Genomic DNA, 25,647 nt, shown 5'->3' on the forward strand with positions numbered 1-25,647 from the left:
CCCTGAAACCTCCCCCTGATTACTCCAGACGGTAAATAATGGAAACATGAACTCGACACAGAGGAACTTCCAAGGTCGGTTTGGTTCGCAACAGAATCCTGAAAACCGGCAGGGGGTGCCGCCCCAGCAGGTATACCAATGGCAGGAACGTCCCTATCCGGAACAGTTCCCGACCCCCATCCATCCTGCAAGGCTTCCTCTGATGCGCCCCCAAGACGGACGTATGGTCTGCGGTGTCTGCATGGGAATCAGCCTTCATCTCGGCATCAAGGTGGGGTGGGTGCGCATCGTCGCCCTCCTTTTGGCTCTGACTCTTGTGGGCGCCATACCGTATGTCTTCCTCTGGCTGACACTTCCCTCCGGAGACCCGGTTGCCGCAGCAATGGTCCCTCCCCAGAGTCGGTCCCCTCTCTCACGGGGCAACACACCCCCCAACCCTGGTCAACACCCCGAAGAGAAGCAGCGCACTGTCCTGGGCCAGCTCTTTGGTAACACCTCCAGGCCGAAACTGATAGCAGGTCTGGGCGTCATCCTTCTGCTCCTGGCCCTCTTCATGCTCATCGGCAACGTGAGACCCGCGGTCGTCATACCGGCTCTCCTCTTCCTGACCGGCATCGGCCTCTCCTGGATCCAAACCGGGGACTCCGGTCTCCGCATCCCCCTCCTACTGACCAGCCTGGGCCTCATACTCGCTTCGGTCATCACCTTCCTCCTTTCCACCCTCCCGCTCAACCGGGCGCTGACCATGATGTCGATGGCAGCCATACTCCTGTTGGGAATCACGGCCGTCGCCGTACCCTGGATCGGCTCCCTGATCCACCAACTCAGCAGGGAGAGCGCTTTGAAGGAACGCGAGGAGGAACGCGCCGACATGACCGCCCACCTGCATGACGGGGTATTGCAGACCCTGGCACTCATCCAGCTCCATGCCGACAATCCCCAGACCGTCTTCACCCTGGCCAGGTCCCAGGAACGCGACCTGCGCAACTGGCTCTACCAGGACCGGACCCCCTCGGAGCGGTCGGTAGGGACCGGTATCCGCGACATAGCCGCCGAGATCGAGGATTCGTTCGGAAGGCCAATCGAGGTGGTCACCGTCGGCGATGCCATGCCCTGCGCCCAGACGGACGCCCTTCTCGATGCCTCACGCCAGGCCCTGGTCAATGCGGTGACCCACGGGGGCGAACCCATATCGGTATACTGCGAGGCCGGGCACAGCAAGGTCGAGTTGTTCGTGCGAGACCACGGTTCCGGCTTCGACATGGACAAGGTGCCACCGGACCGTCTAGGCATCAGGCAGTCCATCGTGGGACGCATCAAGCGACAGGGCGGTACGGTCGAGATAGTTTCACGACCTGGCTGGGGCACAGAGGTGAGGATGCACATGCCTCTTTCGACAGCCAGCCAGCAGGCGGGCAAACAGCAAGAGACCAATGGAGGCCGAAACCTCCGACAGACGACGGAATGATAGGATTCTGCTTGTGGAAAACCATGATTTGACCGCAAAGAACGGCGGTCGGAGGACAGTCGGGGACGGTCCGGATTCAGGCATCGATGCCTCCGCCGACAGGCCGGATGATACTCAGTCAATACGTGTCGCCGTTGTTGACGACCATGAGATGTTCCGCACCGGCGTCATCGCCACGCTCCAACCCTATTTCAGCATCGTCGGGCAGGCCCCGGATGTGGAATCATCCATTCTCATGGTGCGGGAGACCCAGCCGGATGTTGTCCTCCTCGACGTTCACGTACCGGGCGGGCAGGGTGGCGGAGGTGCTGAAATCCTGACCAGGTCCCACCCCCTTTCGCCGAACTCCGTCTTCCTGGCCCTGTCCGTTTCCGACTCGCCCAAGGACGTCGGTTCGGTCATCAGGGCCGGTGCTCAGGGGTATGTGACCAAGACCATCTCCTCCAACGATCTGATTTCAGCCATCCGCCAGGTTCACGAAGGGTATGCGGTCTTCTCACCCAAACTGGCGGGATTCGTCCTCTCGGCCTTCCAGGACGACGAGGCCACAGAGACCGGCCTACCCGCCCAGGACGATGAACTGGACAGACTCTCCTCCCGGGAGCAGGAGGTCATGCGCCTGATTGCTCGCGGATACACCTACCGGGAGGTGGCCTCCGAACTCTTCATCTCGGTCAAGACGGTGGAGACCCACGTTTCCAGCGTGCTGCGCAAACTCCAGCTCTCCAACCGAAGCGAGCTCACGCGTTGGGCGGCTGACCGCCGCATCGTCTGATGCAGGACAGGCATTCGGGCGCCTACCGATAAGACGCATCTGCCTGCTGTATGCGTACGTTGAGATCCCTGGATCAAAGTCAGGAAGTCATGACAGTTTCAGTATTTCCTCACGAAGATGGTCTGCGCCTTTGAAGAGGATGCTCCTTATTCCGCAGGACTCGGCGGCTTCCACCTGATCTGGTGAGTCACCGATGAAAACCGCCTGGGTGGGAGATATACCAAACCGGCGCAGGGCAAGCTGGAAGAACAGAGAATCAGGCATTTGCACATGCTCTTCAGCGGATATAAGGGCGCCATCCAGGAGGCCGAGCGTCTCCAGTTTCCGTTCAGCCAACCTGGCATGGGACCGTGTGGTATTGGACAGTCCCCACAAGGTGAAGCCCTGATCGTGAAGGTCATCAAGCAGCTCGTCCATGCCGGGTTGCATTCCCGTGATCGTCAGGGCGAATCGCTCCAGGTAGAGGCGGAATACCCAGGCCACGGCAGGCCCATGGGTACTCTCGTAATCAGCCAGGGCACGCTCCTCGTCCCAGCCCAGATTCATCAGGGTCCGATAACGCCAGATTCCCCACTCGTCGCAAGGATCCAGAACCATGTCGATGACGCCCTGAGGATACTGCCCTACCAGCGCTTTGCGGGGGTTCCAATCGACCAGCACCCCTCGTGCGGAAAACAGCAGATGACGGATGCGTCCGTCCTCTTCATCCGTTTGAAAACCGCCGATTCCCTCTCCCCGCGTACCCATGGTCCATATGGTAACCAGGCTGAACTACAAGACGCCCTTTCCTTGCCTGCCCCGACCTGGAAACAACCGGCGGTATACTGCCAGGGGAATGCAAGTGAACAGGCGGACCACGCGGTGAAGATGGAAACCAGGTCTGCATAACCCGGGCACGGAGTCTCGCCCATATGTCTAAGGACAGAAATGAAACAGCTTTTCCTGACTTCATCGTTCGCCGAAGTAGCCGACAAGGTTGAAGACGCTGCCGGAGATTCCCTGAAAGGACGGACCGTCGCCTTCATTGCTACGGCCAACCTGCCAGAGGAATCCGATTGGTACGTACAGGATGCCCGCAAGGCCTTTGCCGACCTAGGATGCCGGATTGACGAGCTGGAGATATCGACCGCCGACCAGGACACCATCAGGAAGAGCCTGGAAGAGGATGAGCTGATTTACCTGTCAGGAGGCAATACCTTCTTTCTCCTGCAGGAACTGCAGAAGACCGGTGCCGGCGAGCAGATCAAGGACCAGGTCAACCGCGGCAAACTCTATATCGGCGAGTCAGCAGGCTCCGTCGTCACCGGACCGGACATCGCTTACCTGGAGGCCATGGACCCGAGATCGGCAGCCCCGGACCTGACCTCCACCGAGGGACTCAACCTGGTGGATTTCCATCCACTACCGCATTACACCGAGGAACCCTTCGCCGAAACCAACTACCAGATCATCGAGCAGTACCGGGATTCCCTCCCCATCGTCGCCATCACCAACAGCCAGGTCATCAGGGTATGCGACAGGTGCCTGTCCATCCTCTGAACCACCTGGCCACCATCTGAAACCCTTACGTAAGCTGCCCTGGCGGGGAGGCTAGGTGAGCGGCGAGAAGTCAGTCGTTGCTGACCTCATCCCCCGGTTTGAGCTCCTCCTCCTTACGGCTTACACGCTTCTTCCCGATACGGTAGTAGGCATTGAAGAGGCCGCCGGCCGTCATCAGCACAACCATGACGATGAGGAGCCAAACTGCCTCGCCGCAGCCAAAGGCCTCCAGGACCTCGTAGGAGGAGGCAATCATCTTCAACCATCCGGCCAGTGCGACGAAGTACCAGGCTGTGGCCTTATCGATGAAACTGAGCGCCCGATGCCGCTCACTCTTGCTCTTGGTGGCCTCGCGCAAAATCCTGTACCCCCGGGTACGTTCCTTTTGTATCTTGACCACGGGAACCAACCACCACCAGGGCGATATCATCTTCCATTTCCCGCTTATCTCATCGAAACCCACCAGGAGCTCCTGGTAGTCGTTCAGCTCCATCAACCCTTGATACAGGGGGAAGGTGAAAAGGAGCCAGTCACCCAACAGGGAGACGATAGTGACGAAGTAGGTCATGATTCTGCACCTTTCATATGAACATCGCCGACGCTGCCACGATAGTACCGATACAGGGCCAAGACGCACCGTCCTCGCGCATTTCACGCCCGTCGCCCCATATACAAAGAGGCCCTGGAATCTCTTCCAGGGCCAGCCGTGCGGACAGGGCGGGATTCGAACCCGCGGAACTTTCGTTCAACGGTTTTCAAGACCGTCTCTTTCGACCGCTCAGACACCTGTCCATGAGCCTGAACCATCAGGCACAACTATCATGATACGACATCCGCTCCATCGACATTCCGCCGAGGGTCGCGGGCCGCACCGCAAATCAGGCTCAGACCTCCCACTTGGTGGGTTCAAGGACCTCCTTGCCACCCATATAGGAGCGCATGGCCTCCGGTACCACTATGGATCCGTCGGCGTTCTGGTGGTTCTCCAGGATGGCAACCAGCCAGCGAGTCGTGGCAAGCGTGCCGTTCAGGGTGCTGACCGAGCGGGTCGACCCGTCTTCCAGGCGTTCACGCTCGTTCAGACGGCGGGCCTGGTACTCGGTGCAGTTGGAGGTGGAGGTCAGCTCGCGATAACGGTTCTGAGTAGGCACCCAGGCCTCGCAGTCGAACTTCCTTGCGGCAGAGGATCCCAAATCGCCCGCCGCCGTATCGATGATGCGATAGGGCACGTCGACCTTCTCCAGCATCTCCTGCTCCATGGCCAGCAGCTGCTGGTGCTGTTCGCGGGAGTCCTCCTGCTTGCAGTAGACGAACATCTCCACCTTGTTGAACTGGTGGACGCGGATGATGCCCATGGTGTCCTTGCCGGCGGCGCCTGCCTCACGGCGGTAGCAGCTGGACCATCCGCAGTAACGCAGGGGCCCATCGGACAAATCGAGAATCTCGCCCTCATGCATACCGGCAAGGGCCACCTCAGAAGTGCCCACCAGGTATTGGTCATCGGGCTCACGCAGACGATATATCTCATCTGCATGCGAATTGAGGAAGCCGGTGCCTGCCATGACCTCGGGGCGGACCAGTGTCGGGGTGATGGTCGGGATGAAGCCATGCTCCTGCGCCTGATCCACGGCCATGGTCAGCATGGCGATCTCCATACGGGCCACATCTCCCCGGAGGAAGTAGAAGCGGGATCCTGAGATCTTGACGCCCCGGCGCATGTCGATTCCAGCCACACCCACACCCAGGTCCAGATGGTTCTTGGGGTCGAAGCCTTCGGACTTGAAGTTCCGCGGCGTGCCGACCTGCTTGACGACCACGTAATCATCCTCTCCGCCTTCGGGTGCCTCGGGCTCCACGAGATTGCTGAATCGCCACAGGAGATTCGTGTATTCGGCCGTAGCCTCATCAGCAGCGGTCTTGTTGCGTCCGACCTGCTCGGCCAGCTTCTTGGTCCCGGCAATCAGCTCCGCCTTGGAATCACCTGATGCCGAGGCCACCTGTCTGCCCAAGGACTTCTGCTCGGCCCTGGAGGTTTCGTAGGCCTGGAGCGCCGATCTGCGCTGGTCGTCGGCCTTGAGAACCTCGTCGACGAGTTCCACGGACTCGCCGCGCTTTCGCTGGGATTCCTTAACCACATCGGGATGCTCGCGAATGAACTGGATATCTAGCATAGTTGGATTCTACTTCCGCCAATCGACACGGATGGCTTCGCCGGGGCGCGGTAATCAACGAATCGGACCACCCCGCCTACGGCACCTATTCGCCGAAAACGGTCTTTCTGAACTCCCTGCCGGCAGGGGTATCGGCCAGACCACCCGCCCCGGTCTCGCGCAGGGATGCAGGCATGGCCTCTCCGATGGATTTCATGGCCGCAACCACCTGGTCGGCAGGAATCTTGCTTGTCCCTCCGGAGAGGGCAATGTCGGCGCAAATCAGGGCGTTGGTCGTACCTATGGCGTTCCTCTTGATACAAGGAACCTCAACGAGTCCGGCCACCGGATCGCAGACCAGGCCGAGGAGGTTGCTCAACGCCATGGCGAATGCCTCGGCACAGGTTGCCGGATCCCCACCTGCGGCTTCGACCGCGGCAGCCGCGGCCATGGCGGACGCACTCCCGACCTCGGCCTGGCAGCCACCAGTGGCCCCGGCAATCATCGCCTTGTTGGCAGTAACCAGACCGAAGGCCCCAGCAGTGAACAGACATCTGACCTGCCCCTCCCTGGAAAGATCGATCCGCTCCCTGAGGGCATTGATGACCCCTGGCAGAGTGCCGGAGGAACCTGCCGTCGGCGTTGCGCAGATAACCCCCATGGCGGCGTTGACCTCATTGGTGGCCATGGCCGCAACCACCGCCCCGACCATGGTGTCACCGCTCAAGGTGGTCCGACTTCGCCTATACCTGTCCAGGAGCGCGGCCTCTCCCCCGCTCAGCCCGGTCTTGGAGAAAACGCCCCGGCCCTCCGACCCTTTCTTGGCGGCGGCCAGCATGACATCCAGATCCTGCGACATCCTCGACCAGACCTGGTCCCGGGTCCGCCCCGATCTGGCGCACTCCTGCTGGATCATCAGCTCGGAGATGGGTGTCCCTGTCTTCTCTGCAGCGCCGACCAACTCAGCAATCGAACCGAACATGACACATTCCTTATTTCTCGATTTGAATTCAGTGAAGGTAGATCAGCCGCGACGCGAGGACATCGATCTCGTCCTGTTGAGCCGCGGAGAGGGGATGCTCCAACTCAAAACCAATCATCCGCCGACCCTCGCCATCAATTTTGGGATATATGGTCTTCTGCATGACATGGCCGCCCCGGCCCAGCATTGCCTCAACGGTTGAAAGCGCCTTGTCGGAGTCACTCCGGGAATGGTTCTCCTCGATGAAGAGCATGGGCAGGAGACCGGAAGGCCTCATGTCATAACCATCCATTCGGATTCGACGGACCTCGATGGTCCCTCCGCCGATGGAACAGGCCCAGAAGGAGACGACCTTCCCGTCCTTTTCCATATCCAGGACGGCCGTATTGGGATGGTGGATGGGGCTGTCGCCATCCTCCTCGATGAACTCGATATCCACACCCATGCCGCAGGCGATGGCCAAGGCGTTGGGAACCTTGGGATCATCCGGGGCCAGGCCAAGAAGACCGCTGGCGATGGCGTAATCGGTACCGTGCCCCTTGTGGGTCCGGGCAAAGGACTCATAGTAATGAATCATGGCCTTGTCAGGTATGCCACCTGCAAGGATATGACCGATTCTCCCGATGGAGACGGCCCCCGCCGTATGGGAACTGGAAGGCCCGATCATCACAGGGCCGATGATGTCGAACACACTGCGGTACTTACCCATTGCTGAGCCCCATCATCACCCTTCAACCATCGTTTTCTCACCTGCATCGGCAGTCACGCCCGACTTCAAGCGGCACATCACGTCCTTGCATTGTTTACACCCCGAATCATGAATGCGCAAGGTGACAGGCAACGTAGAGGATTCGTTCATGTCTGGCCGGCTCCCGATGCCTCGCCACCAGGGACGGCACAATGGAATCATGCCAACTCCAGCAGTCGTCTTCCTGTGCACTCTGGCAGGACTTGCCATTGTCTTTGCGGCGGTGGCCCTCCTCATGCGCGCTTACAAACAGCGGGAGTTCGCACGCAAACTGGAGGCCAGGGACGACGACCAGGTCAGTTACGCCTTCATCATCAACCCCTCCAAACCCCAGGCCGCCGAGACCCGTAAACACATCCAGGCCTACTGCAAGGCCAAACACATCCGTGAGTTTCGCTTCATTGAGACCCGGCTGGACAGGGATGGGAAGGCATGCGCCCTGATGGCACTTGAACAGGGGGCCCAGGTGGTCGTCGCCGTCGGTGGCGACGGGACGGTTCGGACAGTGGCAAGCGCCCTGGCTGGAACCGGGCAGGCCATGGGCATCATTCCCATCGGGACCGGCAACCTCTTCGCCAGGAACATGGGCATTCCCGTCGGCAATCTGGACGCCGCCCTGGCCGTGGCGACCTCACACGGATCCAACCTGGTGGACGTGGGCCGCATGTTCCTCCTGGACGGACAGGACAAGGACCGCGGGCATGCCTTCCTGATCATCGCCGGAATCGGGTTCGACGCACTGATGATCGACGACACGGACCCCAATCTCAAGAAGACCGTGAGCTGGCTGGCCTACTTCATCAGTGGAGCCAAGCACCTGTTCGCCCCCAAATACACCGGCGACATATCCATCACCCGCCCCGACCAAGTGACCCAGACCAACACATCAGTGACCTTCCGCACCTTCATGGCCGGCAACTGCGGCGAGATTCCGGGATTCTCCCTGATGCCCAACGCGTCCTGGGACGACGGAAACCTTGACTTCGAAATCATCGACACCTCGGCGGGACTCATAGGCTGGGCCAACCTCTTCGGCGATGTCATGCACCAGACCATCACCCGCAAGGCCAGCAAGTCACCCCTTTCCACCAACTCGACCATCGTCCAGCTCCAGGGGCCCCGGGCGGAAATCAAGCTGGATGACCCTGCCCTGGCACAGGTTGACGGGGACATCCTGGGAGAGACCCGCCACATCGCCCTTGAGGTGGAGCGTCAGGCCCTGAATGTCCGGGTGCCCCAGACCGACTGACGCCTTCCTCCCTGCCCCCACTCCCCTCGGATAGTTCTCCCATGCCGGTGGCATGATAGAAGGCATGGCAGCACAGAATGCGGGCATGCCCGCCACACCTGATGATCTGATCAACCTGGACGACCTGATCGGCAAGTACTACGACCTTGTTCCCGATCCTGGCAACGATGCCCAGAAGGTCTCCTTCGGCACCTCAGGTCATCGCGGGTCGGCCCTGACCACCTCGTTCAACGAGGCTCATATCGTCGCCATCAGCCAGGCCATTGCCGAACGCCGCAAGGCCGAGGGGGTCACCGGCCCCCTCTACCTCGGGCGGGATACCCACGGCCTATCCCTTCCTGCATGGAAGACCGCAATCGAGGTACTGACAGGCAACGGGGTCCGGGTTCGGATAGACGCCAACGACGACTACACCCCCACCCCCACCGTCTCCCAAGCCATATTGACCCACAACCGTGCCGCTGACGGAACCCAGCGCTTCACTGGCTCTGACCTGGCAGACGGAATCGTGGTGACCCCCTCACACAACCCGCCCACCGACGGCGGATTCAAGTATGACCCGCCCACAGGGGGGCCGGCTCCCGCCGAGACGACCAATGCCATCGCCGAACGAGCCAATGAGCTTCTGGGCGACTACCGGCAGGTAAGGCGGATTCCCTTCGAGCAGGCCATCGAGTCCGATCTGGTGGAGCGGTTCGACTTCCGAGAGCACTACGTGGCAGACCTGGGCAACGTCATCGACTTCGACCTGATTCGCTCCTCGGGCGTACGTCTGGGCATCGACCCGCTCGGCGGTGCATCGGTCAACTACTGGCCCCTGATAAACGAACGGTATGGGCTGAACATCGGTGTCGTGAATCCTGAGGTGGACCCAACCTGGCGGTTCATGACCGTCGACCACGACGGAAAAATACGGATGGATCCCAGCTCCCCCTTTGCCATGAAGGGCCTGGTGAACAGGCTCGAAGCCGGGGCCTGGGATGCTTACGACCTGGTAGGCGGCACAGACCCCGATGCGGACCGTCACGGCATCGTCTGCCCAGGCAGTGGAGTCATGAATCCCAACCATTACATCGCCGTCTGCGCCGAGTACCTCTTCTCGGGCAACCGGCCCGGATGGCCCGAGGGCGCCGGTATCGGCAAGACCCTGGTCTCCTCATCCCTGATCGACCGCGTGGCCGCCTCCATCGGGGCAAGACTGGTCGAGGTGCCCGTGGGCTTCAAGTGGTTCGTTGACCCCCTCTTCAAGGGTGAGGTCGCCTTCGGCGGTGAGGAGAGCTCCGGCATGAGTTTCCTGCGTCGGGACGGCCGGGTCTGGACGACAGACAAGGACGGACTGATTCCCGACCTCCTGGCCGCGGAAATCACGGCGCGGACAGGGAAGAACCCGGCCCAACTCCACCAGGAGCAGGTCGAACGCTTCGGTCAGAGTTGGTATACGCGTGTCGACACCCCCACCACCCTGGAACAGAAACAGAAGTTCACCCGTCTGAACGGCGACGACGTCACCGCTTCGACCCTGGCCGGTGAACCCATCACCGCCAAGCTGACCGAGGCACCTGGCAACCAGGCAAGGATAGGGGGCATCAAGGTGACCACCAAGAACAATTGGTTCGCCGCCCGCCCCTCCGGCACCGAGAACATCTATAAGGTCTACGCCGAGTCCTTCGTCTCCCCCGAGGCCTTGGACCAGGTCCTGGACGAGGCCGGCCAGGTGGTTGACAAGGCCCTGGGCTGAGCCGCATACGCAATCTCAAACCCCCGCAACCAAACTGGCTGGTTGCGGGGGTTTTCTGACATGCTGTCTAATCTGGAAACCATGACAAACGATAAGACCGTGGTCGTCTCAACAGACGGCAGCGCCCTGAGCAATCCCAACGGACCCATGGGATGGGCCTGGGCCGACCACCAGGGTGGGGATGCAGACGCAGGAGGGGCCAGCAACGGCACCAACCAGATCGGCGAGCTCTGCGCCGTGCTCCAGGCCCTGCGTGCCCACCCCGGAAGCGACTCCCTGGTAATTCAGACCGACTCGCAGTACGCCATCAACTGCTCCTCCAAGTGGGTGCACGGATGGAAGAAGAAGGGGTGGAAGAACGCCGCAGGCAAGCCGGTCAAGAACCGCCAGCTGATTGAGGCCATCGACAAGGAAATCAGGCAACGCGAGGGGTCCGTGACCTTCGTATGGGTCAAGGGCCATGCCGGCGATACCTTCAACGAGAAGGTCGACTCTCTGGCCCGGGGGTACGCCGAATCAGCCAAGAACGGTGGACGCACCGGATGCCTGCCCATCGAGGGGTGGCAGTCGCTCCTGTGCTCCGATTACACCCAGGGACTGCAGGTACCGGATGAGGTACAGCAGGAGCTGGATGGGGGACCCGCCGTTCTGGATGCCCGGGGACGCAAGCGCAGCGCCACCAGCTCCGACGACCGGCCGCTTCCCGCCGAGGAGGAAGAGATGGAAGCAACGACCGCAGAAACAGAAGATTCGTCAATCACAAACACCCAGTCGCAAGCCGAACAGCCGCCTGAGAACGATTCTGACATCAATGAACAAGCGGAGCCGGAAGAGCAGGATGATTTAAAACAATCGGCAGATGCAGCACCTGAGGAGCGGAATGACGATCCGCCGGCACAGGCAATGAACACACAGGTCCCTGATTCCCCGGAGAGCACAGAACCAGACATGGCCTGTCCGCCCGAAGAGGACGGGGCCCCATCATCAGCAGAGCCGACGGACACTCCCCCGACCTCCCGGGGGCTGCTGACCAAGGGTGAGGTCTTCATAACCCCGCCCCCTTCGCAGAGCCCCAGCTTCGCTGGACACAGGCTCCACATCACCGGCTCGATTGAAATCGACGGGTACATAGACCAGGAGGGCAGGGTGGTCATCGACCAGGCCCCCTTCCGCCTGCACGGCATCGAAATCGATGACTGACCGCCCGGCAGCAAGATGACGAACGGGTTCGCGTACTATGGAACCAAGCTTTGTATAGGCCACACCTCGTAATGGGGCTGGATAAGGAGAACAATGGACAAGACCGAACAGGACAGGCTGAAGATGGCCGCCGGCATCGAAGCGGCCAAGCTGGTCGAGAACGACATGATCGTCGGCCTGGGCACCGGATCGACGGTGCGATTCTTCGTCGATGAACTGGGTCGCCGCGTGCAGGAGGAGGGGCTGACGTTCACGGGGGTCACCACCTCCCTCCGCACCAAGGAACAGGCCGAGGGATACGGCATCAACATCGTTGACGTGGATGATGTGGACCATATCGACATCACCATCGACGGCGCCGACGAGGTTGACAAGAACTTCGACGGCATCAAGGGTGGCGGCGCCGCACTGCTCTGGGAGAAGATCGTCGCCACCAATTCCAGCAAGATCGTTTGGATCGTCGATGAGTCAAAGGTCGTTGACACCATCGGCCGATTCCCCCTGCCCGTGGAAGTCATCCCCTTCGGCGAGCGCCACGTCCTGGACCGCTTCAAGGAGCGGGGCTACGAACCCGTCCTCCGTCTCGACGACCAGGGCCAGCCGGTACTGACCGATGAGCACAATCACGTCATCGACCTCCACATGGAGAAGATCGAGCATCCCGAGGATCTGGCCCAGGACCTGATCACCACCGTAGGCGTGGTGGAGCATGGACTCTTCCTGAACATGGTCGACACCGTCATTGTCGGCGACCCCAACGGCCCACGAGTCATGACGAACTCCAACAAGTAGGCAGCAGAAGAAACAAGAAACCCCCGAATCATACCGATTCGGGGGTTTCTCCGACCCTGGGGGCCGTAAGTCATAAAGCTACTTGCGCTGGTGACGAGTCTTACGCAGCATTTTGCGGTGCTTCTTCTTGCTCATCCGCTTGCGGCGCTTCTTGATGACAGAACCCATCCGAGCCTCCGATCCTTATATACCTGGAAGTGTCCAACTTGCCCAATAGTACACCGCTTGGGCGACTACTAGAGAGGGAATGCCTTGTAAAAGGCTTCCAGGGCCGCCTTGGGCCCCTGAGCCTGGAAGACAACAGTGTCATTCTGCCATAGCGCCTGGGCGGTTTTGGCATCCCCGGCGACTTCCCTCTCCACATAGACACCGGTGGCTCCGCCTTCAGCCTTGACCCTGCCGGAAGCAAGCTCCTTGCCGGTCATCCCGGCCGCAAAGGCGTCGTAGGCCTGTTTGGCATCAGCCGCCTTGGTCCACTGCGCCAGGTGGAGGGTCACCTCCTCGCCGTCCTGACCGGTGGAATAGGCCAGGGTATATTCCTCGACCGGCACCCTGGCCCCCCAGTCCGTGGCGGCTTCGGCCTCGGTACGGGCAAAATTGGAGACCGCATCGGGCATGGCCTTGAGCAACTCACTTGAGTTCTCCGGAAGCGGCACGGCGGCGATCCTGGGACTGGGCTTGGCTGACTGCCCCTGGCTCTGCCCGGCCGTTGCAGCCGCTCCCGCGTTTGGCCCCTGACCCTTAACGGCCCAATGAGGCCAGACGAATGCGGAGAGAAGGACCAGAACAACCACGGCAGCCAGGGCGATGACCAGCCTGATACGGCGACGACGAACAGCAGTTGATGGAGTAGTTGGCATACCCCTATTCTCTCATAGGCGCGACGCGACCGATGCGAAGAGTCGTTGCAAGCGATTCGCCTTTCGATGAACCATCCACCTCCGAGTGAATATGACTACCCCTTGTCGCTCAATTTGGATAGCGTGCTGGTATGGCCAAGACTGGATTGCAATACGTCTGCACCGACTGCGGATGGACCGGCGCAAAGTGGTTCGGGCGCTGCCCTCAATGCGGGCAGTGGGGAACCGTCGAAGAGTTCCGCGAACCCCGATCCAGGAGTGCTGAGGGGCCGGGTTCCGCCGCAGGCGGAGGTCACACACGCCCGGCCAAGCCCGGCTCGGAAGAGGCGAAACCCATCACCCGGGTAGGTTCCGAAGACCCCACCAGGGTACCCACCGGATTCACCGAGTTCGACAGGGTCCTGGGCGGTGGGATCGTGCCCGGGTCGGTCATATTGGTGGCCGGGGAGCCCGGAATCGGCAAGTCCACACTTCTCCTGGAAACGGCTGGCCGGGTGGCCGGCAGGAACAATGACGGCACCAAGGTCCTCTATGTATCCGGAGAGGAATCCCAGGCCCAGGTGCGCATGAGGGCCACCCGTGTCGGGGCCGTCAAGGATTCACTCCTCCTGGCCTCCACAACAGATCTGGCCACGGTGCTGGGGCTTATCGAACAGGAGAAGCCCGACCTGGTCATCGTCGATTCGGCCCAGACCATCGTTTCCGACAAGGTCGATGGAATCTCGGGAGGGTCGACCCAGGTACGGGAGGTGGCCATATCCCTGATCGACATGGCCAAGACCTATGACATTCCCGTCCTCCTGGTGGGTCATGTAACCAAGGATGGGTCCATTGCGGGTCCACGCACCCTGGAGCATCTGGTCGATGTGGTCTGCCAGTTCGAGGGCGACTCCCAGACCGCCCTGCGCATGCTGAGGGCGACCAAGAACCGGTTCGGCCCTACCGACGAGGTCGGTTGCTTCGACATGGGCGAGCAGGGCATCGAAGAGGTGACCGACCCCACCGGCCTCTTCCTTTCGGCCTCCCAGGACCAGGTGGATGGGACCTGTGTCACCTTCACACTTGACGGACACAGGAGCCTGCCCATCGAGATCCAGGCACTGGTCACAGCCTCCGTCCTGCCGACACCCAGGCGGAACACCAACGGCATCGACGCCAACCGTCTGTCCATGCTGGCTGCGGTCCTCTACCGGCACGGGCATGTGAACCTGCTTACCAAGGACTTGTACGTGTCCACGATTGCCGGCGGGCTGGCCAAGGAGCCGGGTTGCGACCTGGCCATCGTCTCGGCCCTGGCCAGCGCCGCCAGCGCCAAGCCCATCGGAAAGACCACCTGCGCCATCGGCGAGATTTCCCTGACCGGCCAGGTACGGCCGGTGCCCCAACTGAACCATCGGCTGAACGAGGCCGCCCGGTTGGGATTCACCCGTGCCCTGATACCTGTCGCCAGGGGGAAAAGAACCACCAAGCCCATTCCCGGGTTGGAGGTTGTTGAGGTATCCACCCTGACCGATGCCCTGGATGCCCTGGGGGTCCGCTGACCACAGCCATACGGGCCGGTGCCCGAAAGGCTATAAGATGGCAGGAAACCCTAGTCTCAGGAGATAGCATGCCCATCAATCACGCGCATGGGGAAGTCCCTGACTTCCCCACCTGGGCGGCAGCCATGTCGCAAACCAGCAACCGGTCACTGGCCGGAGCCAGGCTGGTCCTGCCCGACGACACCATGACCGATTGCCAGCGTCAGCGACTGATCAGCCAGGCCCAGGAGTGGGGAATGGTCGTGCAGGATGTCGACAGTGTGGACGCCACCGCATCCGAGGATTCCGCCCGCCCCCATCCCGCTGACTTCGACCTGCCATTCGGCCCCACGGAGACCATGGTGGATATGCGTCGGTCCAGCGGGGGCGAGGCCATAGACTGGGCCCAATCCCGGATGCCCATCCTGACCGGGCTTATGGCAAGGCTCAAGTCCGAAGTGGACTTCGGCTCGGCACGGATCGCCACCTGTCTGATCCTGGAACCCAAGACCGCCGTGCTGCTCAGGGAGCTGAAGCGTGCAGGGGCCGAGGTGGGTGTCTACTGCGAACCCGGGGCCGTGGACCAGCGGGTCGCCGATCAGCTCAAGCAGGAGGGAATCACCGTATGCGCCGACTCCTCCTGGGACGACGACCAGGCCAGGCAGGGTGCCCTGGACCTGATGGACAGGATCAACCCCAACCTGATCATCGATGACGGCGCCTCCTTCGCCCGCCTGGCTCTCCGCGAGCGCCCGCACATGGCTGCGGACCTGATGGGCGTCGCCGAGGAGACCACATCCGGAGTGAGGGCCTTTGCCGCCATGGAAAGGGATGAAGCCCTGACCTTCCCGGTCATCGCCGTCAACGACAGCCTGATGAAGACGGACTTCGACAACGCCCACGGCACCGGTGAGACCTGCCTGACCACCATGCAATCACTCCTGGGGGCACACTGTTTCCAAGGGCAGCGGGTCCTTGTTGTCGGATACGGACCTGTCGGGCGCGGGTTCGCCCTGGGCGCCCGGGCTCTGGGCGCCCATGTCAGCGTCAGCGACACCGACCCCCGGGCCGCGCTCCGTGCGGTATTTGATGGCTTCCCCTCCCAGGACACCTCGGAGGCCCTGCCCGTGGCCGATATGGTCATCTCGGCCACGGGGGTCACCCACACCATCGACCTGGAAGACATGCAAGCCATGAAATCGGGAGCGGTCCTGGCCGTCATTGGGGGAATCGCCAATGAGGTGGCCCTGGACCGAATCCCGAACTGGCTCCCTTCCCAGGTCGATGAGGTCATGACCATCAGTGTCCCGGACGGGCCGGAGCTCACCCTGATCAGCCAGGGTGATGGGGTCAACTACACGGCAGGGGGCGGCAATCCGATTGAAATCATGGACCTGAGCTTCGCCGTCCAGGTATCCGCCCTGGCCCATCTGATCAGGCATGGCAGGGAGTTGGATCGGAGGGTCCACCGGCTCCCCGATCAGGTCGACAGGCGCATCGCTTCACTGGCATTGGAGGCCCGCGGCTACCAGGTACGCCATCAGGCATCCGAGACCGTCCAGGATTGGAGAACCACCCGTTTTGATGCCCGAAGGGAGAAATCGCAGGCATGAAGACAGCATCATCGGCACTGGGCAACCTGGGGCTGGGAGAAGACCGCTTGGCGGATGTGACCGTATACTCCGCCAAGCTCGTCATCCCCGTCACCGCACCGGTCATCGTCAATGGGGCCGTTGCGGTAAGCGGCGACAGGGTGGTCCATGTGGGCACACGGGCCTGGGTCCTCCAGGAGCTCAAGGAGGAGGCACCCGGGGGCAAGGTGACCGAACGGTACTGGGACGGGATTCTCATGCCGGGTCTGGTCAACGCCCACACCCACCTGCAGTACACGGGCATGGCCGAGGTGGGTCAAGGCGAGTACAAGGACTTCCACGCCTGGGAAGAGGCCTTCAACCTAATTTACGACGATGAGAGCCTGCCCCACGCCTGGCGCTACTGGGCCATGGAGGGAGCCCGTCAGTGTGTCGAGTCCGGCACCACGGCCGCGGCCGATATCGTCACCGACCTGGACGCGGCTGCGGGCATGGTGTCCCAAGGTATGCACGGCATCACCTACTGGGAGGTCATGGGCTGGGGAAACGAGGACTGGGACGACAGGGGCCGGTACCGCCTCAACCTCGAGCTGCATCGACTGGAGGAGGAGCATGTCCGGCAGTTGGGCATCAGCCCCCATGCCCCCTACACCCTGGAGGCCGAGCCTTTTGTGGACCTGCCCGACATCGCCAGGCGTCTGAACATGCGGCTCCACATCCATCTGGCTGAAACACCCCTGGAGGCACGAACGGAGGCCCCTGAATCGGAACGGGCCATATCGTCCGCCATCCGAGGCGACGAGACCTGGACCAGCTATCGAGAATACAAGCGGGAGGGACAGGGACTCTCGGCCATCCAGTTCGTGGACCAGCTGGGCTCCCTGGGGCCGGACGTGCACATCGCCCATGGGGTCTGGGCGGATGAGGAGGACCGTCGAACCCTCCGTCAGCGCCAGGTCTCCGTGGCCCTCTGCCCCAGGTCCAACCGAATCACCAACACCGGCAAGGACGCACCGGTAAGCCGGTACCTCAAGGAGGGAAATGCCCTCTGCGTGGGTACCGATTCCCTCTCCAGCTCCCCCAGCCTGGACCTTATGGACGAGGCCGCTGCGCTGTACCGGCTGGCACGCCAACAAGGGTACGGAGGCAGGGACCTCCCCCGCAGACTGATCCACATGCTGACCCTGAACGGGGCCTCCGCCATGGGATTGCATCTGGCAGCCAACCGGATAGGGCAGATCAACGCCGGATCACTGGCCGATCTCGCCTTCATGGATATTCCCGTCCGGACGGAAAACGCGGACGCCATCGATCGGACCCTGGAGGAGCTGGTCGCCTCCGGCGGCGGCCACAACCGAGCCACCCTCATATCCGGCCGGGTGGCCTACAATGCCGGTATCTTCTGATTGAACCGAGAAGGACGGAGACCCTTATGAGCTTGGCACTACAGGACATGAGTCCCTACGCACGTTCCCTGGTGGACCGCCTGGGACTGGAGCCCCACCCCGAAGGCGGCTGGTATGTGAGTGATTGGCGGAGCACCCGTATGGACACCGCCAGCGAGAGGCCGCTCTCATCCCTGATTTACTTCCTCCTGGCCCAGGGCGATGCCAGCGCATGGCACAAGGTGGATGCCGACGAAATCTGGCTCTGGCACGGACCGGCACCCGTCCATCTGCAACTGGGAGGATACGGCGACTCCCCCGCCCGGGAGCCGGACCAGCTGACCGATATCACGCTGGGATCACAGCTGACCGAGGGCGGAGACACCGCAGCCGATGCAACCCCTTGCGGGCACTATCTGGTTCCTGAGGGATGCTGGCAGAGGACCCTCCCAGGCCAGGGCGATGCGTTGGTTTCCTGCGTGGTCAGCCCCGGCTTCACCTTCGACGGCTTCATCCTTGAGGATTCAACAGACTGACCGTCTTGAGGGCAACCCGCGCGGCGGCATCGGCGGCCCTATCCATATCGGCCTCATGGCTGTTCAGGTCATCATAGGCCTGGCCGCAAGGGTTGCTGATGCCCCGCACACAGAGGAAGGGCACCGCACACTTACCGCAGACCTGAGCGGCGGAGGCCTCCTCCATGGCCTCCCCGTCGGCCCGGAACCTGGTGACCAGCTCGTCCAACACCTCAGGAGCGGTGTTGAAGCGATCGCTGGTCGAGATGTTGCCGACCACAAAATGAGTCTCCTGGCCACTCCTTTCCCCTCCTGGTTCCACTATCGGTGCCGGGCGGGCATCGCGTCCCCTCCAACGCCCCGATGCGACCAGGTCCCCTACGGATTCAGCCCGCTGGTAGCCCAGTGCCTCGGCCGCTGAGGTGGCGGCTTGGAGAAGGTCCGAATCAGCCGGGAAGTACTCCAGGTAGGGAGGACACTCGGCAATGATTGCCGTGTTGGTTTCCGCATAATGCTGCTCGGCCCCGATAAGCAGGTCTCCAATGGCCAGGTTGGGGTTGATCGATCCTGCGATTCCGCTGAAAATCACCGCCTGCGGATTGAACCGGTCAATCAGGAACTGGGCGCAGGAGGCCGAATTGGCCACTCCCATACCACCGACGCAGACCGCCAGATTCATGCCGGCATAGGTTCCGGTCCACACATGGTTCCCGAGCAGGACAAGCTCCTGCCGCCCCTCCAGTGCGGCCCTGATTGGGGCCGCTTCCCTGTCCAAGGCGCATTGAATGGTCACGGTGCTGATCTGTTTCCTGTCCATGGTTCGATGGTCGCCGACATGGCCGACAAACATTGGTCGCATAGATGAAATCTAGAGGCCCTTATAAGAAAAACTGAAGTGCTATCCTCCATATGGATGTCTGTACGGGCGCGCTCCGGTAGACCTTTGCCGCTAGTATGGTTCCCGTCCGGACGGTTGAGGAGATTATCGCCGAGACTGGTTGTTGACCGGATCCGATCCCAGTAGCCACCACAGTCATTGTCACTAAGGAGCAATCCACACATGACCCTCTTCACCAGGAAGACAACGACCAGGTTCATGGTCGCAGCACTCACCTTCGCTACCCTGATGTCGGGAGCGGCCTGCGGTTCCGGCTCGTCCTCGGCCAAGGACGACACCAAGTCGGGAGCCATCACCGAAGAGACCATCAATCCCGGTACCCTGACCATCGCCACGGGGGATCCCGCATACACGCCCTACGTCGAAGACAACGATCCCGAGAGCGGCAAGGGCTATGAGGCCGCCGTCGCCTACGCGGTCGCCGAGAAGATGGGCTTCAGCAAGGACAAGGTCAAGTGGACCCGCACCTCCTTCGATGCCGCCATCGCCCCGGGCACCAAGGACTTCGACATGAACATCCAGCAGTTCTCGATCACTTCGGAACGCAAGAATGCCGTCGATTTCACCCCCAGCTACTACAACTCCACCCAGTCCCTGGTTGTCCACAAGGATTCCAAGTACGCCTCGGCGAAGTCCCTGAGCGAGCTCAAGGACGCCAAGATCGGCGCCATGGTGGGTTCGACCTCATACACTGTGGCACAGGACAAGCTCAAGAAGGACGTCCAGACCTTCAACGACAACGCCACCCTGGCCCAGGCACTGGATACCAACCAGATCGACGCACTGGTCATCGATACCCCTTCGGCCTACAACATCGTCGAATCCAAGCAGGTCAAAGAGGGCGCCGTACTCGGTCAGATCAAGGGGTCCGAGGATCCCGAGGGCATGGGCATCGTCCTCCCCAAGGATTCCAAGCTGACGGAAGCAGCCTCCAAGGCCGTGACCGAACTGGACAAGGACGGCACCTTGAAGAAGCTGCAGGAGCAGTGGCTGCACGAGTACACCTCCACCCCCACCCTGGGCTGACCAGAGTCGGAACAGACGGATCAGAATCGGTCAGGTATGTCTTCAACCGCGCAAATACACATCAGTGAGGTTCAGAGGGAACGGGAGCAGTATGACCGTCACCAGAACCTGAAGTCAGTGGCCACCAGCATCGTCAGCACCCTGGTGCTGGCCTTCCTGGTGGCCCTGGGTCTCCATTACGCCCCGGGCTGGCCCAGGGTCAAGGAATCCTTCTTCTCGGGCAAGTACTTCGCCCTCGCCTTCCCCAAGGTGCTCCAGGGACTCTGGCTCAACCTCCAGGTCCTCTTCTTCGCAGTAATCGGGGTGGCGATTCTGGGAACCCTCCTGGCCATGATCCGGACCAGCCGTTCCCCCTTCCTCTTCCCGCTCCGGGCCTTGGCCCAGGTCTATACCACAATCATGCGCGGTATCCCCATGATTGTGGTCCTCTACCTGATCGGGTTCGGCATTCCCGGACTGGCCATCTTCGGCCGGATTCCGGTGGCTCTCCTGGGCACGGTGGCCGTGATTCTCTCCTACTCCTCGTATGTGGCCGAGGTCCTCAGGGCCGGTTTTGAGGATGTAAGCCCTTCACAGCGGGCATCGGCCCGTTCCCTGGGCCTGACCTCGGGCCAGACCATGCGTATCGTGGTCATCCCCCAGGCCCTGCGCAAGGTGGCCCCTGCCCTGATGAACGACTTCATCTCCATGCAGAAGGATGTGGGGCTGATTTCGGTCTTGGGTGCCGTCGACGCGGTACGGGCAGCCCAAATCGTGGTGGCCACCAGCTACAACTTCACACCTTATGTGGTTGCATCGGTCCTCTTCATCTGCACCTCGGTGCCCTTCATTCTTCTCAATGACTGGTATTCCAACAGACTTCGCAAGCGTGAGCAGAGTGGAGGGATGGTATGAACACCACGACACGCGTTCCCGAAACCGGTGGGGAAACCCCGGTCCTGCGCCTGGACCAGGTTCGCAAGTCCTATGGAGGCAACGAGGTTCTCAAGGGAATCTCCTTCGACATCAAGCCCCACGAGACCGTAGCCCTCCTGGGTCCCTCCGGGTCGGGTAAATCCACCCTGATGAAGTGCATCAACCTGCTGGAGCGGGTCAACGATGGACAGATCTGGCTGGGCGACACCGACATCACCGACCCGCGGGTGAACCGGGATCAATGCAGGTCGCGGATTGGTGTGGTCTTCCAGCAGTTCAACCTCTTCCCCCATATGAACGTTCTGAAGAACGTCACCCTGGGTGCCATCAAGGTCCACGGTGTCCCCAAGGACCAGGCCAGGGAGAGGGCCCTGGAACTCCTGGACAGGATTGGTATGAAGCAGAAAGCCGGCGCCTATCCTGACCAGCTCTCCGGAGGCCAGCAGCAGCGTGTGGCCATCGTGCGGTCCCTGATGACCGACCCCGAGCTCCTTCTGCTTGACGAAATCACATCGGCTCTGGATCCGATGCTGGTTGGCGAGGTCCTGGAGATGGTCTCAGAGCTGACCGACAAGGGAACCACCATCCTTATGGCCACCCATGAGATGAGCTTCGCCCACCACGCGGCAGACAGAATCGTCCTCCTCCTGAACGGGGTCATCGCCGAAAACGGAACTCCCCGCGAGGTCATGGACGAATCGGAAAATCCCAAGACCAAGGAGTTCTTCAGCCACTTCCGAGGCCTGTAGACAAGGTATGTATGGGTGTGCCCCACCGGTTGCAATCGGTGGGGCACACCCATATGTCAATCACTCATCTTCGACTCGGAGCCCGGTACTGAGCGGCACGATCGTCATCATCTCAACCAGAATCTGAGAACCGGAACAAGCACCCGGCCAGGCCGGCCCCATCCACGATTCCAATCTGGGCGGGGCTGCCGCATCACGCCGGAGCCCTGTCGGGTTACCCTACCGCCTTGTCGGTCAAGACGCCGGTGTGCTGAGCATCCAATGCAAGTTGGTCCTTGAGTTCGTCAGCACCCGCGTACCGCTCTTGGGGACGCAGGAAGTCAAGGAACTCGATACGGACCCGGTGCCCATACAGTTCCAGCCAGGTATCGGTGATGACATTGGCTTCCAGCACCCGCTCTGCATGCCCGCCTTCGGACTGGAAGGTCTCCTTGGTACCGATGGAGATCGCCGCCGGCATCCGCCAGGGAGAACCGGAAGCCAGACGAACATGTCTGTCAAGCGTCTTGGCCACACCCCCGGTTGGCCCCTCCCCCTCACCATCTCGGCTGGCATCACGTACCGGCCCCATGTCGACCAGCCAGCCGGCATAGACTCCATCCATCGGCATATATCCGCTATGCTCACTGCTCAGATTCGCAGTGGGAAAACCAAGCTCCCGTCCCCGCTGCTCCCCATGAACCACCAGCCCCTCGACCGAGTGGACTCGACCCATAATCTCGGAAGCCTCCCGAACACGCCCCTCGGCCAGGAGGTGACGCAGGTTCGTGGTGCTCCAGACCCGGACCCTCCGGCGCCCTTCACCAGAGGAGGCTTCGCTGGGTTCAACCGCCCCGTCCCCGCCCAGGGAGACATATCCCGGACCCCTGTCGTCGACTACATCCAAACGGAACATGCCCGTCTCTTCCGCCAGGTCTCCGATGGCAGCGACATCGCCGGTCCGCCCGGCACCCATCCGAGCATCCCGGCCCAGAACGAGAGTCTGCATGCCCAGCCTGTCGACCAACTGCCTGATGAAAAAGCGGTATGACTTGGCAGCAAATGCCAATGTGTAGTGAACAATCAGTACCCGGTCCAGCCCCATCTCCTCCATAAGGCGGATGCGCTCATCAACCCCCATGACCTCTTCGGGGTCATGGCCCAGCAGGTCATTGGGCAAATCAGCCATGGCATGCGTGTCCGCATAGAGATGAACCCGTTTGGGACTTGGGTCGAACATGATGGCCACCGCTGTGGAGTCCGATTCGGCAGCAAGGTCCACCACACGTTCCAGAACAGCCTGATGACCCCGATGGACCCCATCGAACTCACCCACGGTCAGCACGGAACCCCTGGTCGTACTCAGCACCGGCCACTCCACGATACCGGCCGGATTCGGTTTCAACCTGCTGACTTTCATCTGTGTCCCGTCGACTGTTGAGGCCTTCCCGGAACGGACAAGGCCAGACTCATTAGCACTTTAACCCAGCCTGGAAAGCCAGGCAATACGATTCACCGCTGGGAATCACGGCGGAAGACGACATCCGGTTTCGACAGCTGGCCCCCATGGGATACCAGGACGGCAGCGAGGTATGGGCCTGTTTCATCCCTGGCGATGGCGGCCGTGGCCCCCTCGACCCCCGCTTTCAGGAAGCGGCCGTTTGCCAGCATGGCGGCCTCCTCCCCATCGACCTCGATGGTGGGCATGATCAGCCTGGCAGCATCGACCAGGCTGATGGAGCCTCGCAGTATCTCCTCGGAAGACTGGTCCAGATCGACCCTGTTCCTGGAGACCGTCTGACCTTGACGGTCCGTATAGGTCCTGGCCGAGACCTGCCCGGTGACCAACCTGTCTTCCAGGTCCGGAGCCTCAAGATCGAACCGACCCACCCTGGTCCTACGCAGACTGGTCAGGTGCCCACCGGTGCCCAGCAGGTCACCCAAGTCCCTGGCCAAGGCACGGATATAGGTCCCGCTGGAACAGGTCACCACCACATCCAGATCCACCACTTCCAGCCCGCCTGACGGGCTACCGGGTGCTTCTGCAGGTAAGGCACCTTCGCAGGATGACGACCTATCGAACTCACCTGTTTCAGGCTGCTGGTCGACACCGCCCATGTCCTTGCCCGGCAGGACCAGAGTGCGGTAATCCAACACCTCGAAACGAGCGATGTGTATGGGCCGAGCCGCCAGCTCGACCTCCTTGCCCTGCCTGGCCAGATCATAGGCCCGACGGCCGTTCACCTTGATGGCGGAGAACGAATCGGGCACCTGATTGATATCACCCGTAAGGTGGTCGGCGATGGTCTGCTCCACGGCAGCACGGTCCAGACCCTTGACAGCCTGCCGGACGTCCGGCCCGGAGGGAAGCATCCTTCCCTCGGCATCGTCGGTGGTTGTGGCCTGTCCCAGACGAATCGTGGCGAGATAGGTCTTGTCATGACCGACGACCACCTTGAGCAGGCGGGTGGCCTGCCCAAACCCAATAATCAGCAGGCCTGTGGCCATAGGGTCCAGGGTTCCGGCATGTCCCACCCGCCGCATGCCCAGCGTGGAACGCACAGCCGCCACCAGGTCATGGCTGGTCACCCCCTGGGGTTTGTCGACCAGGACAATACCAGACCGGTTTTCCTGTCCGGAACCCTTCATACCATCCACCTTTCCGGCACATATACAACCGATACAGCGCAACTTACATACGGGGAGCGGGTTTCATCCTCGTGCTCTGCGATACCACCGGGCGCCGGTTCCGATGATGCCGAAACCGGCACACCACTGGCGACGGGAAGTATGAGGATGAGACCATTCCTGGTTGTTCGACAACCAGGAACCAGTCACTGCTCGTCCGGCCAGGACAGCATGGAAGCCGTCCGGGAGGCGGGGCCGAGGGGTTGATCGTCCTGTTCTTCAGCAATCCCCGCAGCTTCCGCGGCCTGCTCCCCATCCGTACCCAAGTCGACGTCACCGGTCGCGGTCCCGTCCTGGTCCGTGTTTTCGTAATCCTGGTTTTCGTCATCGTCATGACGGTAGGGATCAGGGTCTCCGGCATACTGGGCGGTGGCCCTGGCCTTGGCGATTTCCTCGTCCCTGTGACGGGCGGCGGTGAGCACATCCTCGATTTCGGTGGCTTCGGCCGGCACCTCATCATAGATGAACCGCAGGGTCGGCGTCAGGCGAAGGCCCGCCCTGGCACCGACCAGGGAGCGCAGACGCCCGCTGGCCTGGCGAAGGGCCTGCTGGGCACGCTTCCGCTCACCCTGCTCTCGACCCTCCCGGCCCAACTGGGTCCAGTAGACCTTGGCGATCTGCAGGTCGTTGGTCACCCTCACCTCGGTTATGGTGACACCACTCAGCCGTTTATCGTGCAGTTGTGATTCCAAGGATGACGCAATGACCCGCTGAATCAGCGCCGCGATTCGTACGGCGCGCGGATTGGTTCCCATCCTGGTTCCTTTCTCATGGTCTGTCATGGAAGTCCGCCCCGGACGGGATGACCCGAACCGGGGCGGAGGACCAGACCTGGCATCCGATGGGGACCGGCGACTTCAACCACCGGTCCCCCGATAC

At 61.5% G+C, this 25,647-nt stretch carries 25 protein-coding genes and 1 tRNA gene; 14 read left to right on the plus strand and 12 right to left on the minus strand.

All coding sequences use genetic code 11. The annotated features are described in order from the left end of the window. Positions 1-202: 202 nt before the first annotated feature. Positions 203-1,468: a PspC domain-containing protein gene (locus H3V08_RS04935; RefSeq protein WP_442859357.1), complete on the plus strand. Its 1,266-nt coding sequence runs from the start codon at positions 203-205 to the stop codon at positions 1,466-1,468. An 82-nt stretch (positions 1,469-1,550) separates the two neighbouring features. Continuing rightward, positions 1,551-2,243, plus strand: coding sequence for a response regulator transcription factor (locus H3V08_RS04940; protein ID WP_332461852.1), 693 nt, complete (start codon positions 1,551-1,553; stop codon positions 2,241-2,243). Between the two features lie 87 nt (positions 2,244-2,330). On the opposite strand, the gene H3V08_RS04945 is transcribed toward H3V08_RS04940, so the two are convergent. Next, on the minus strand, positions 2,331-2,990 hold the full coding sequence (locus tag H3V08_RS04945) for an HAD-IA family hydrolase (protein WP_198181798.1): 660 nt from the start codon (positions 2,988-2,990) through the stop codon (positions 2,331-2,333). Between the two features lie 180 nt (positions 2,991-3,170). Between H3V08_RS04945 and H3V08_RS04950 the strand changes: the two genes are divergently transcribed. After that, a complete protein-coding gene (locus H3V08_RS04950; protein WP_198181799.1) occupies positions 3,171-3,782 on the plus strand; it encodes a Type 1 glutamine amidotransferase-like domain-containing protein in 612 nt (203 codons plus the stop codon). Between the two features lie 70 nt (positions 3,783-3,852). On the opposite strand, the gene H3V08_RS04955 is transcribed toward H3V08_RS04950, so the two are convergent. The 5 genes from H3V08_RS04955 to H3V08_RS04975 all read right to left on the minus strand — a co-directional run bounded on the left by H3V08_RS04955 (position 3,853) and on the right by H3V08_RS04975 (position 7,623). After that, a complete protein-coding gene (locus tag H3V08_RS04955; RefSeq protein WP_198181800.1) occupies positions 3,853-4,350 on the minus strand; it encodes a hypothetical protein in 498 nt (165 codons plus the stop codon). Positions 4,351-4,491: 141 nt separating this feature from the next. After that, positions 4,492-4,574: transfer RNA gene (locus H3V08_RS04960), tRNA-Ser, on the minus strand. A gap of 92 nt (positions 4,575-4,666) precedes the next feature. Further along, the gene (gene serS / locus H3V08_RS04965; RefSeq protein ID WP_033497659.1) at positions 4,667-5,953 is read right to left on the minus strand and encodes a serine--tRNA ligase; all 1,287 of its coding nucleotides are present in this window, start codon (positions 5,951-5,953) and stop codon (positions 4,667-4,669) included. A gap of 85 nt (positions 5,954-6,038) precedes the next feature. Further along, positions 6,039-6,914, minus strand: a complete 876-nt coding sequence (gene sdaAA / locus H3V08_RS04970) for an L-serine ammonia-lyase, iron-sulfur-dependent, subunit alpha (protein ID WP_198181801.1) — start codon at positions 6,912-6,914, stop codon at positions 6,039-6,041. A gap of 28 nt (positions 6,915-6,942) precedes the next feature. Beyond that, the gene (locus H3V08_RS04975) at positions 6,943-7,623 is read right to left on the minus strand and encodes a serine dehydratase beta chain (protein WP_198181802.1); all 681 of its coding nucleotides are present in this window, start codon (positions 7,621-7,623) and stop codon (positions 6,943-6,945) included. A 199-nt stretch (positions 7,624-7,822) separates the two neighbouring features. Here H3V08_RS04975 and H3V08_RS04980 point away from each other — a divergent pair, with 199 nt between their 5' ends. The 4 genes from H3V08_RS04980 to rpiA all read left to right on the plus strand — a co-directional run bounded on the left by H3V08_RS04980 (position 7,823) and on the right by rpiA (position 12,641). Beyond that, positions 7,823-8,911, plus strand: a complete 1,089-nt coding sequence (locus tag H3V08_RS04980; RefSeq protein WP_198181803.1) for a diacylglycerol/lipid kinase family protein — start codon at positions 7,823-7,825, stop codon at positions 8,909-8,911. A gap of 64 nt (positions 8,912-8,975) precedes the next feature. Beyond that, positions 8,976-10,649 carry a phosphoglucomutase (alpha-D-glucose-1,6-bisphosphate-dependent) gene (pgm, locus tag H3V08_RS04985; RefSeq protein ID WP_198181804.1) on the plus strand — a complete coding sequence of 558 codons (1,674 nt, stop codon included), beginning with the start codon at positions 8,976-8,978 and terminating at the stop codon, positions 10,647-10,649. A gap of 81 nt (positions 10,650-10,730) precedes the next feature. After that, on the plus strand, positions 10,731-11,849 hold the full coding sequence (locus H3V08_RS04990; RefSeq protein ID WP_198181805.1) for a ribonuclease H family protein: 1,119 nt from the start codon (positions 10,731-10,733) through the stop codon (positions 11,847-11,849). 93 nt (positions 11,850-11,942) lie between these two features. Next, the gene (gene rpiA, locus H3V08_RS04995; RefSeq protein ID WP_033490605.1) at positions 11,943-12,641 is read left to right on the plus strand and encodes a ribose-5-phosphate isomerase RpiA; all 699 of its coding nucleotides are present in this window, start codon (positions 11,943-11,945) and stop codon (positions 12,639-12,641) included. A 78-nt stretch (positions 12,642-12,719) separates the two neighbouring features. Here rpiA and H3V08_RS05000 read toward each other — a convergent pair whose 3' ends face one another. Both H3V08_RS05000 and H3V08_RS05005 read right to left on the minus strand, forming a co-directional pair. After that, positions 12,720-12,809 (minus strand): 30S ribosomal protein bS22, encoded by a 90-nt coding sequence (locus H3V08_RS05000; RefSeq protein ID WP_003817716.1) that lies wholly within the window; start codon positions 12,807-12,809, stop codon positions 12,720-12,722. Between the two features lie 68 nt (positions 12,810-12,877). Beyond that, positions 12,878-13,501, minus strand: coding sequence for a hypothetical protein (locus H3V08_RS05005; RefSeq protein WP_198181806.1), 624 nt, complete (start codon positions 13,499-13,501; stop codon positions 12,878-12,880). Between the two features lie 131 nt (positions 13,502-13,632). Between H3V08_RS05005 and radA the strand changes: the two genes are divergently transcribed. The 4 genes from radA to H3V08_RS05025 all read left to right on the plus strand — a co-directional run bounded on the left by radA (position 13,633) and on the right by H3V08_RS05025 (position 18,534). Next, positions 13,633-15,042: a DNA repair protein RadA gene (radA, locus tag H3V08_RS05010; RefSeq protein ID WP_198181807.1), complete on the plus strand. Its 1,410-nt coding sequence runs from the start codon at positions 13,633-13,635 to the stop codon at positions 15,040-15,042. A 68-nt stretch (positions 15,043-15,110) separates the two neighbouring features. Beyond that, positions 15,111-16,634, plus strand: coding sequence for an adenosylhomocysteinase (locus H3V08_RS05015; RefSeq protein WP_033490608.1), 1,524 nt, complete (start codon positions 15,111-15,113; stop codon positions 16,632-16,634). Next, complete coding sequence (locus tag H3V08_RS05020; protein ID WP_051875713.1) at positions 16,631-18,019, plus strand: amidohydrolase family protein; 1,389 nt, start codon at positions 16,631-16,633, stop codon at positions 18,017-18,019. The genes H3V08_RS05015 and H3V08_RS05020 overlap by 4 nt, the downstream gene beginning before the upstream one ends. A gap of 26 nt (positions 18,020-18,045) precedes the next feature. Further along, complete coding sequence (locus H3V08_RS05025; protein ID WP_033490609.1) at positions 18,046-18,534, plus strand: cupin domain-containing protein; 489 nt, start codon at positions 18,046-18,048, stop codon at positions 18,532-18,534. On the opposite strand, the gene H3V08_RS05030 is transcribed toward H3V08_RS05025, so the two are convergent. Further along, positions 18,509-19,330 carry a 5'-methylthioadenosine/S-adenosylhomocysteine nucleosidase gene (locus H3V08_RS05030; protein WP_198181808.1) on the minus strand — a complete coding sequence of 274 codons (822 nt, stop codon included), beginning with the start codon at positions 19,328-19,330 and terminating at the stop codon, positions 18,509-18,511. The two genes, H3V08_RS05025 and H3V08_RS05030, sit on opposite strands and share 26 nt — an antisense overlap. A 243-nt stretch (positions 19,331-19,573) precedes the next feature. Between H3V08_RS05030 and H3V08_RS05035 the strand changes: the two genes are divergently transcribed. From H3V08_RS05035 to H3V08_RS05045, 3 genes are read left to right on the plus strand one after another with little or no spacing between them, the layout of a single operon-like run. Then, positions 19,574-20,437: an ABC transporter substrate-binding protein gene (locus H3V08_RS05035; protein ID WP_045921510.1), complete on the plus strand. Its 864-nt coding sequence runs from the start codon at positions 19,574-19,576 to the stop codon at positions 20,435-20,437. Positions 20,438-20,473: 36 nt separating this feature from the next. Beyond that, positions 20,474-21,331, plus strand: coding sequence for an amino acid ABC transporter permease (locus tag H3V08_RS05040; RefSeq protein ID WP_033490611.1), 858 nt, complete (start codon positions 20,474-20,476; stop codon positions 21,329-21,331). After that, on the plus strand, positions 21,328-22,101 hold the full coding sequence (locus H3V08_RS05045; RefSeq protein WP_198181809.1) for an amino acid ABC transporter ATP-binding protein: 774 nt from the start codon (positions 21,328-21,330) through the stop codon (positions 22,099-22,101). Before H3V08_RS05040 ends, H3V08_RS05045 begins: the two co-directional genes overlap by 4 nt. Before the next feature lie 214 nt (positions 22,102-22,315). On the opposite strand, the gene ribF is transcribed toward H3V08_RS05045, so the two are convergent. The 3 genes from ribF to rbfA form a co-directional block, all read right to left on the minus strand. Next, positions 22,316-23,500 carry a bifunctional riboflavin kinase/FMN adenylyltransferase gene (ribF, locus tag H3V08_RS05050; RefSeq protein ID WP_198181810.1) on the minus strand — a complete coding sequence of 395 codons (1,185 nt, stop codon included), beginning with the start codon at positions 23,498-23,500 and terminating at the stop codon, positions 22,316-22,318. A gap of 92 nt (positions 23,501-23,592) precedes the next feature. Beyond that, positions 23,593-24,729, minus strand: coding sequence for a tRNA pseudouridine(55) synthase TruB (gene truB / locus H3V08_RS05055; protein WP_198181811.1), 1,137 nt, complete (start codon positions 24,727-24,729; stop codon positions 23,593-23,595). Between the two features lie 185 nt (positions 24,730-24,914). Continuing rightward, the gene (rbfA, locus tag H3V08_RS05060; RefSeq protein ID WP_198181812.1) at positions 24,915-25,523 is read right to left on the minus strand and encodes a 30S ribosome-binding factor RbfA; all 609 of its coding nucleotides are present in this window, start codon (positions 25,521-25,523) and stop codon (positions 24,915-24,917) included. Positions 25,524-25,647 lie beyond the last annotated feature (124 nt).

The sequence above is a fragment of the Bifidobacterium sp. M0307 genome (assembly GCF_016100445.1).
Classification (GTDB): domain Bacteria; phylum Actinomycetota; class Actinomycetes; order Actinomycetales; family Bifidobacteriaceae; genus Bombiscardovia; species Bombiscardovia coryneformis.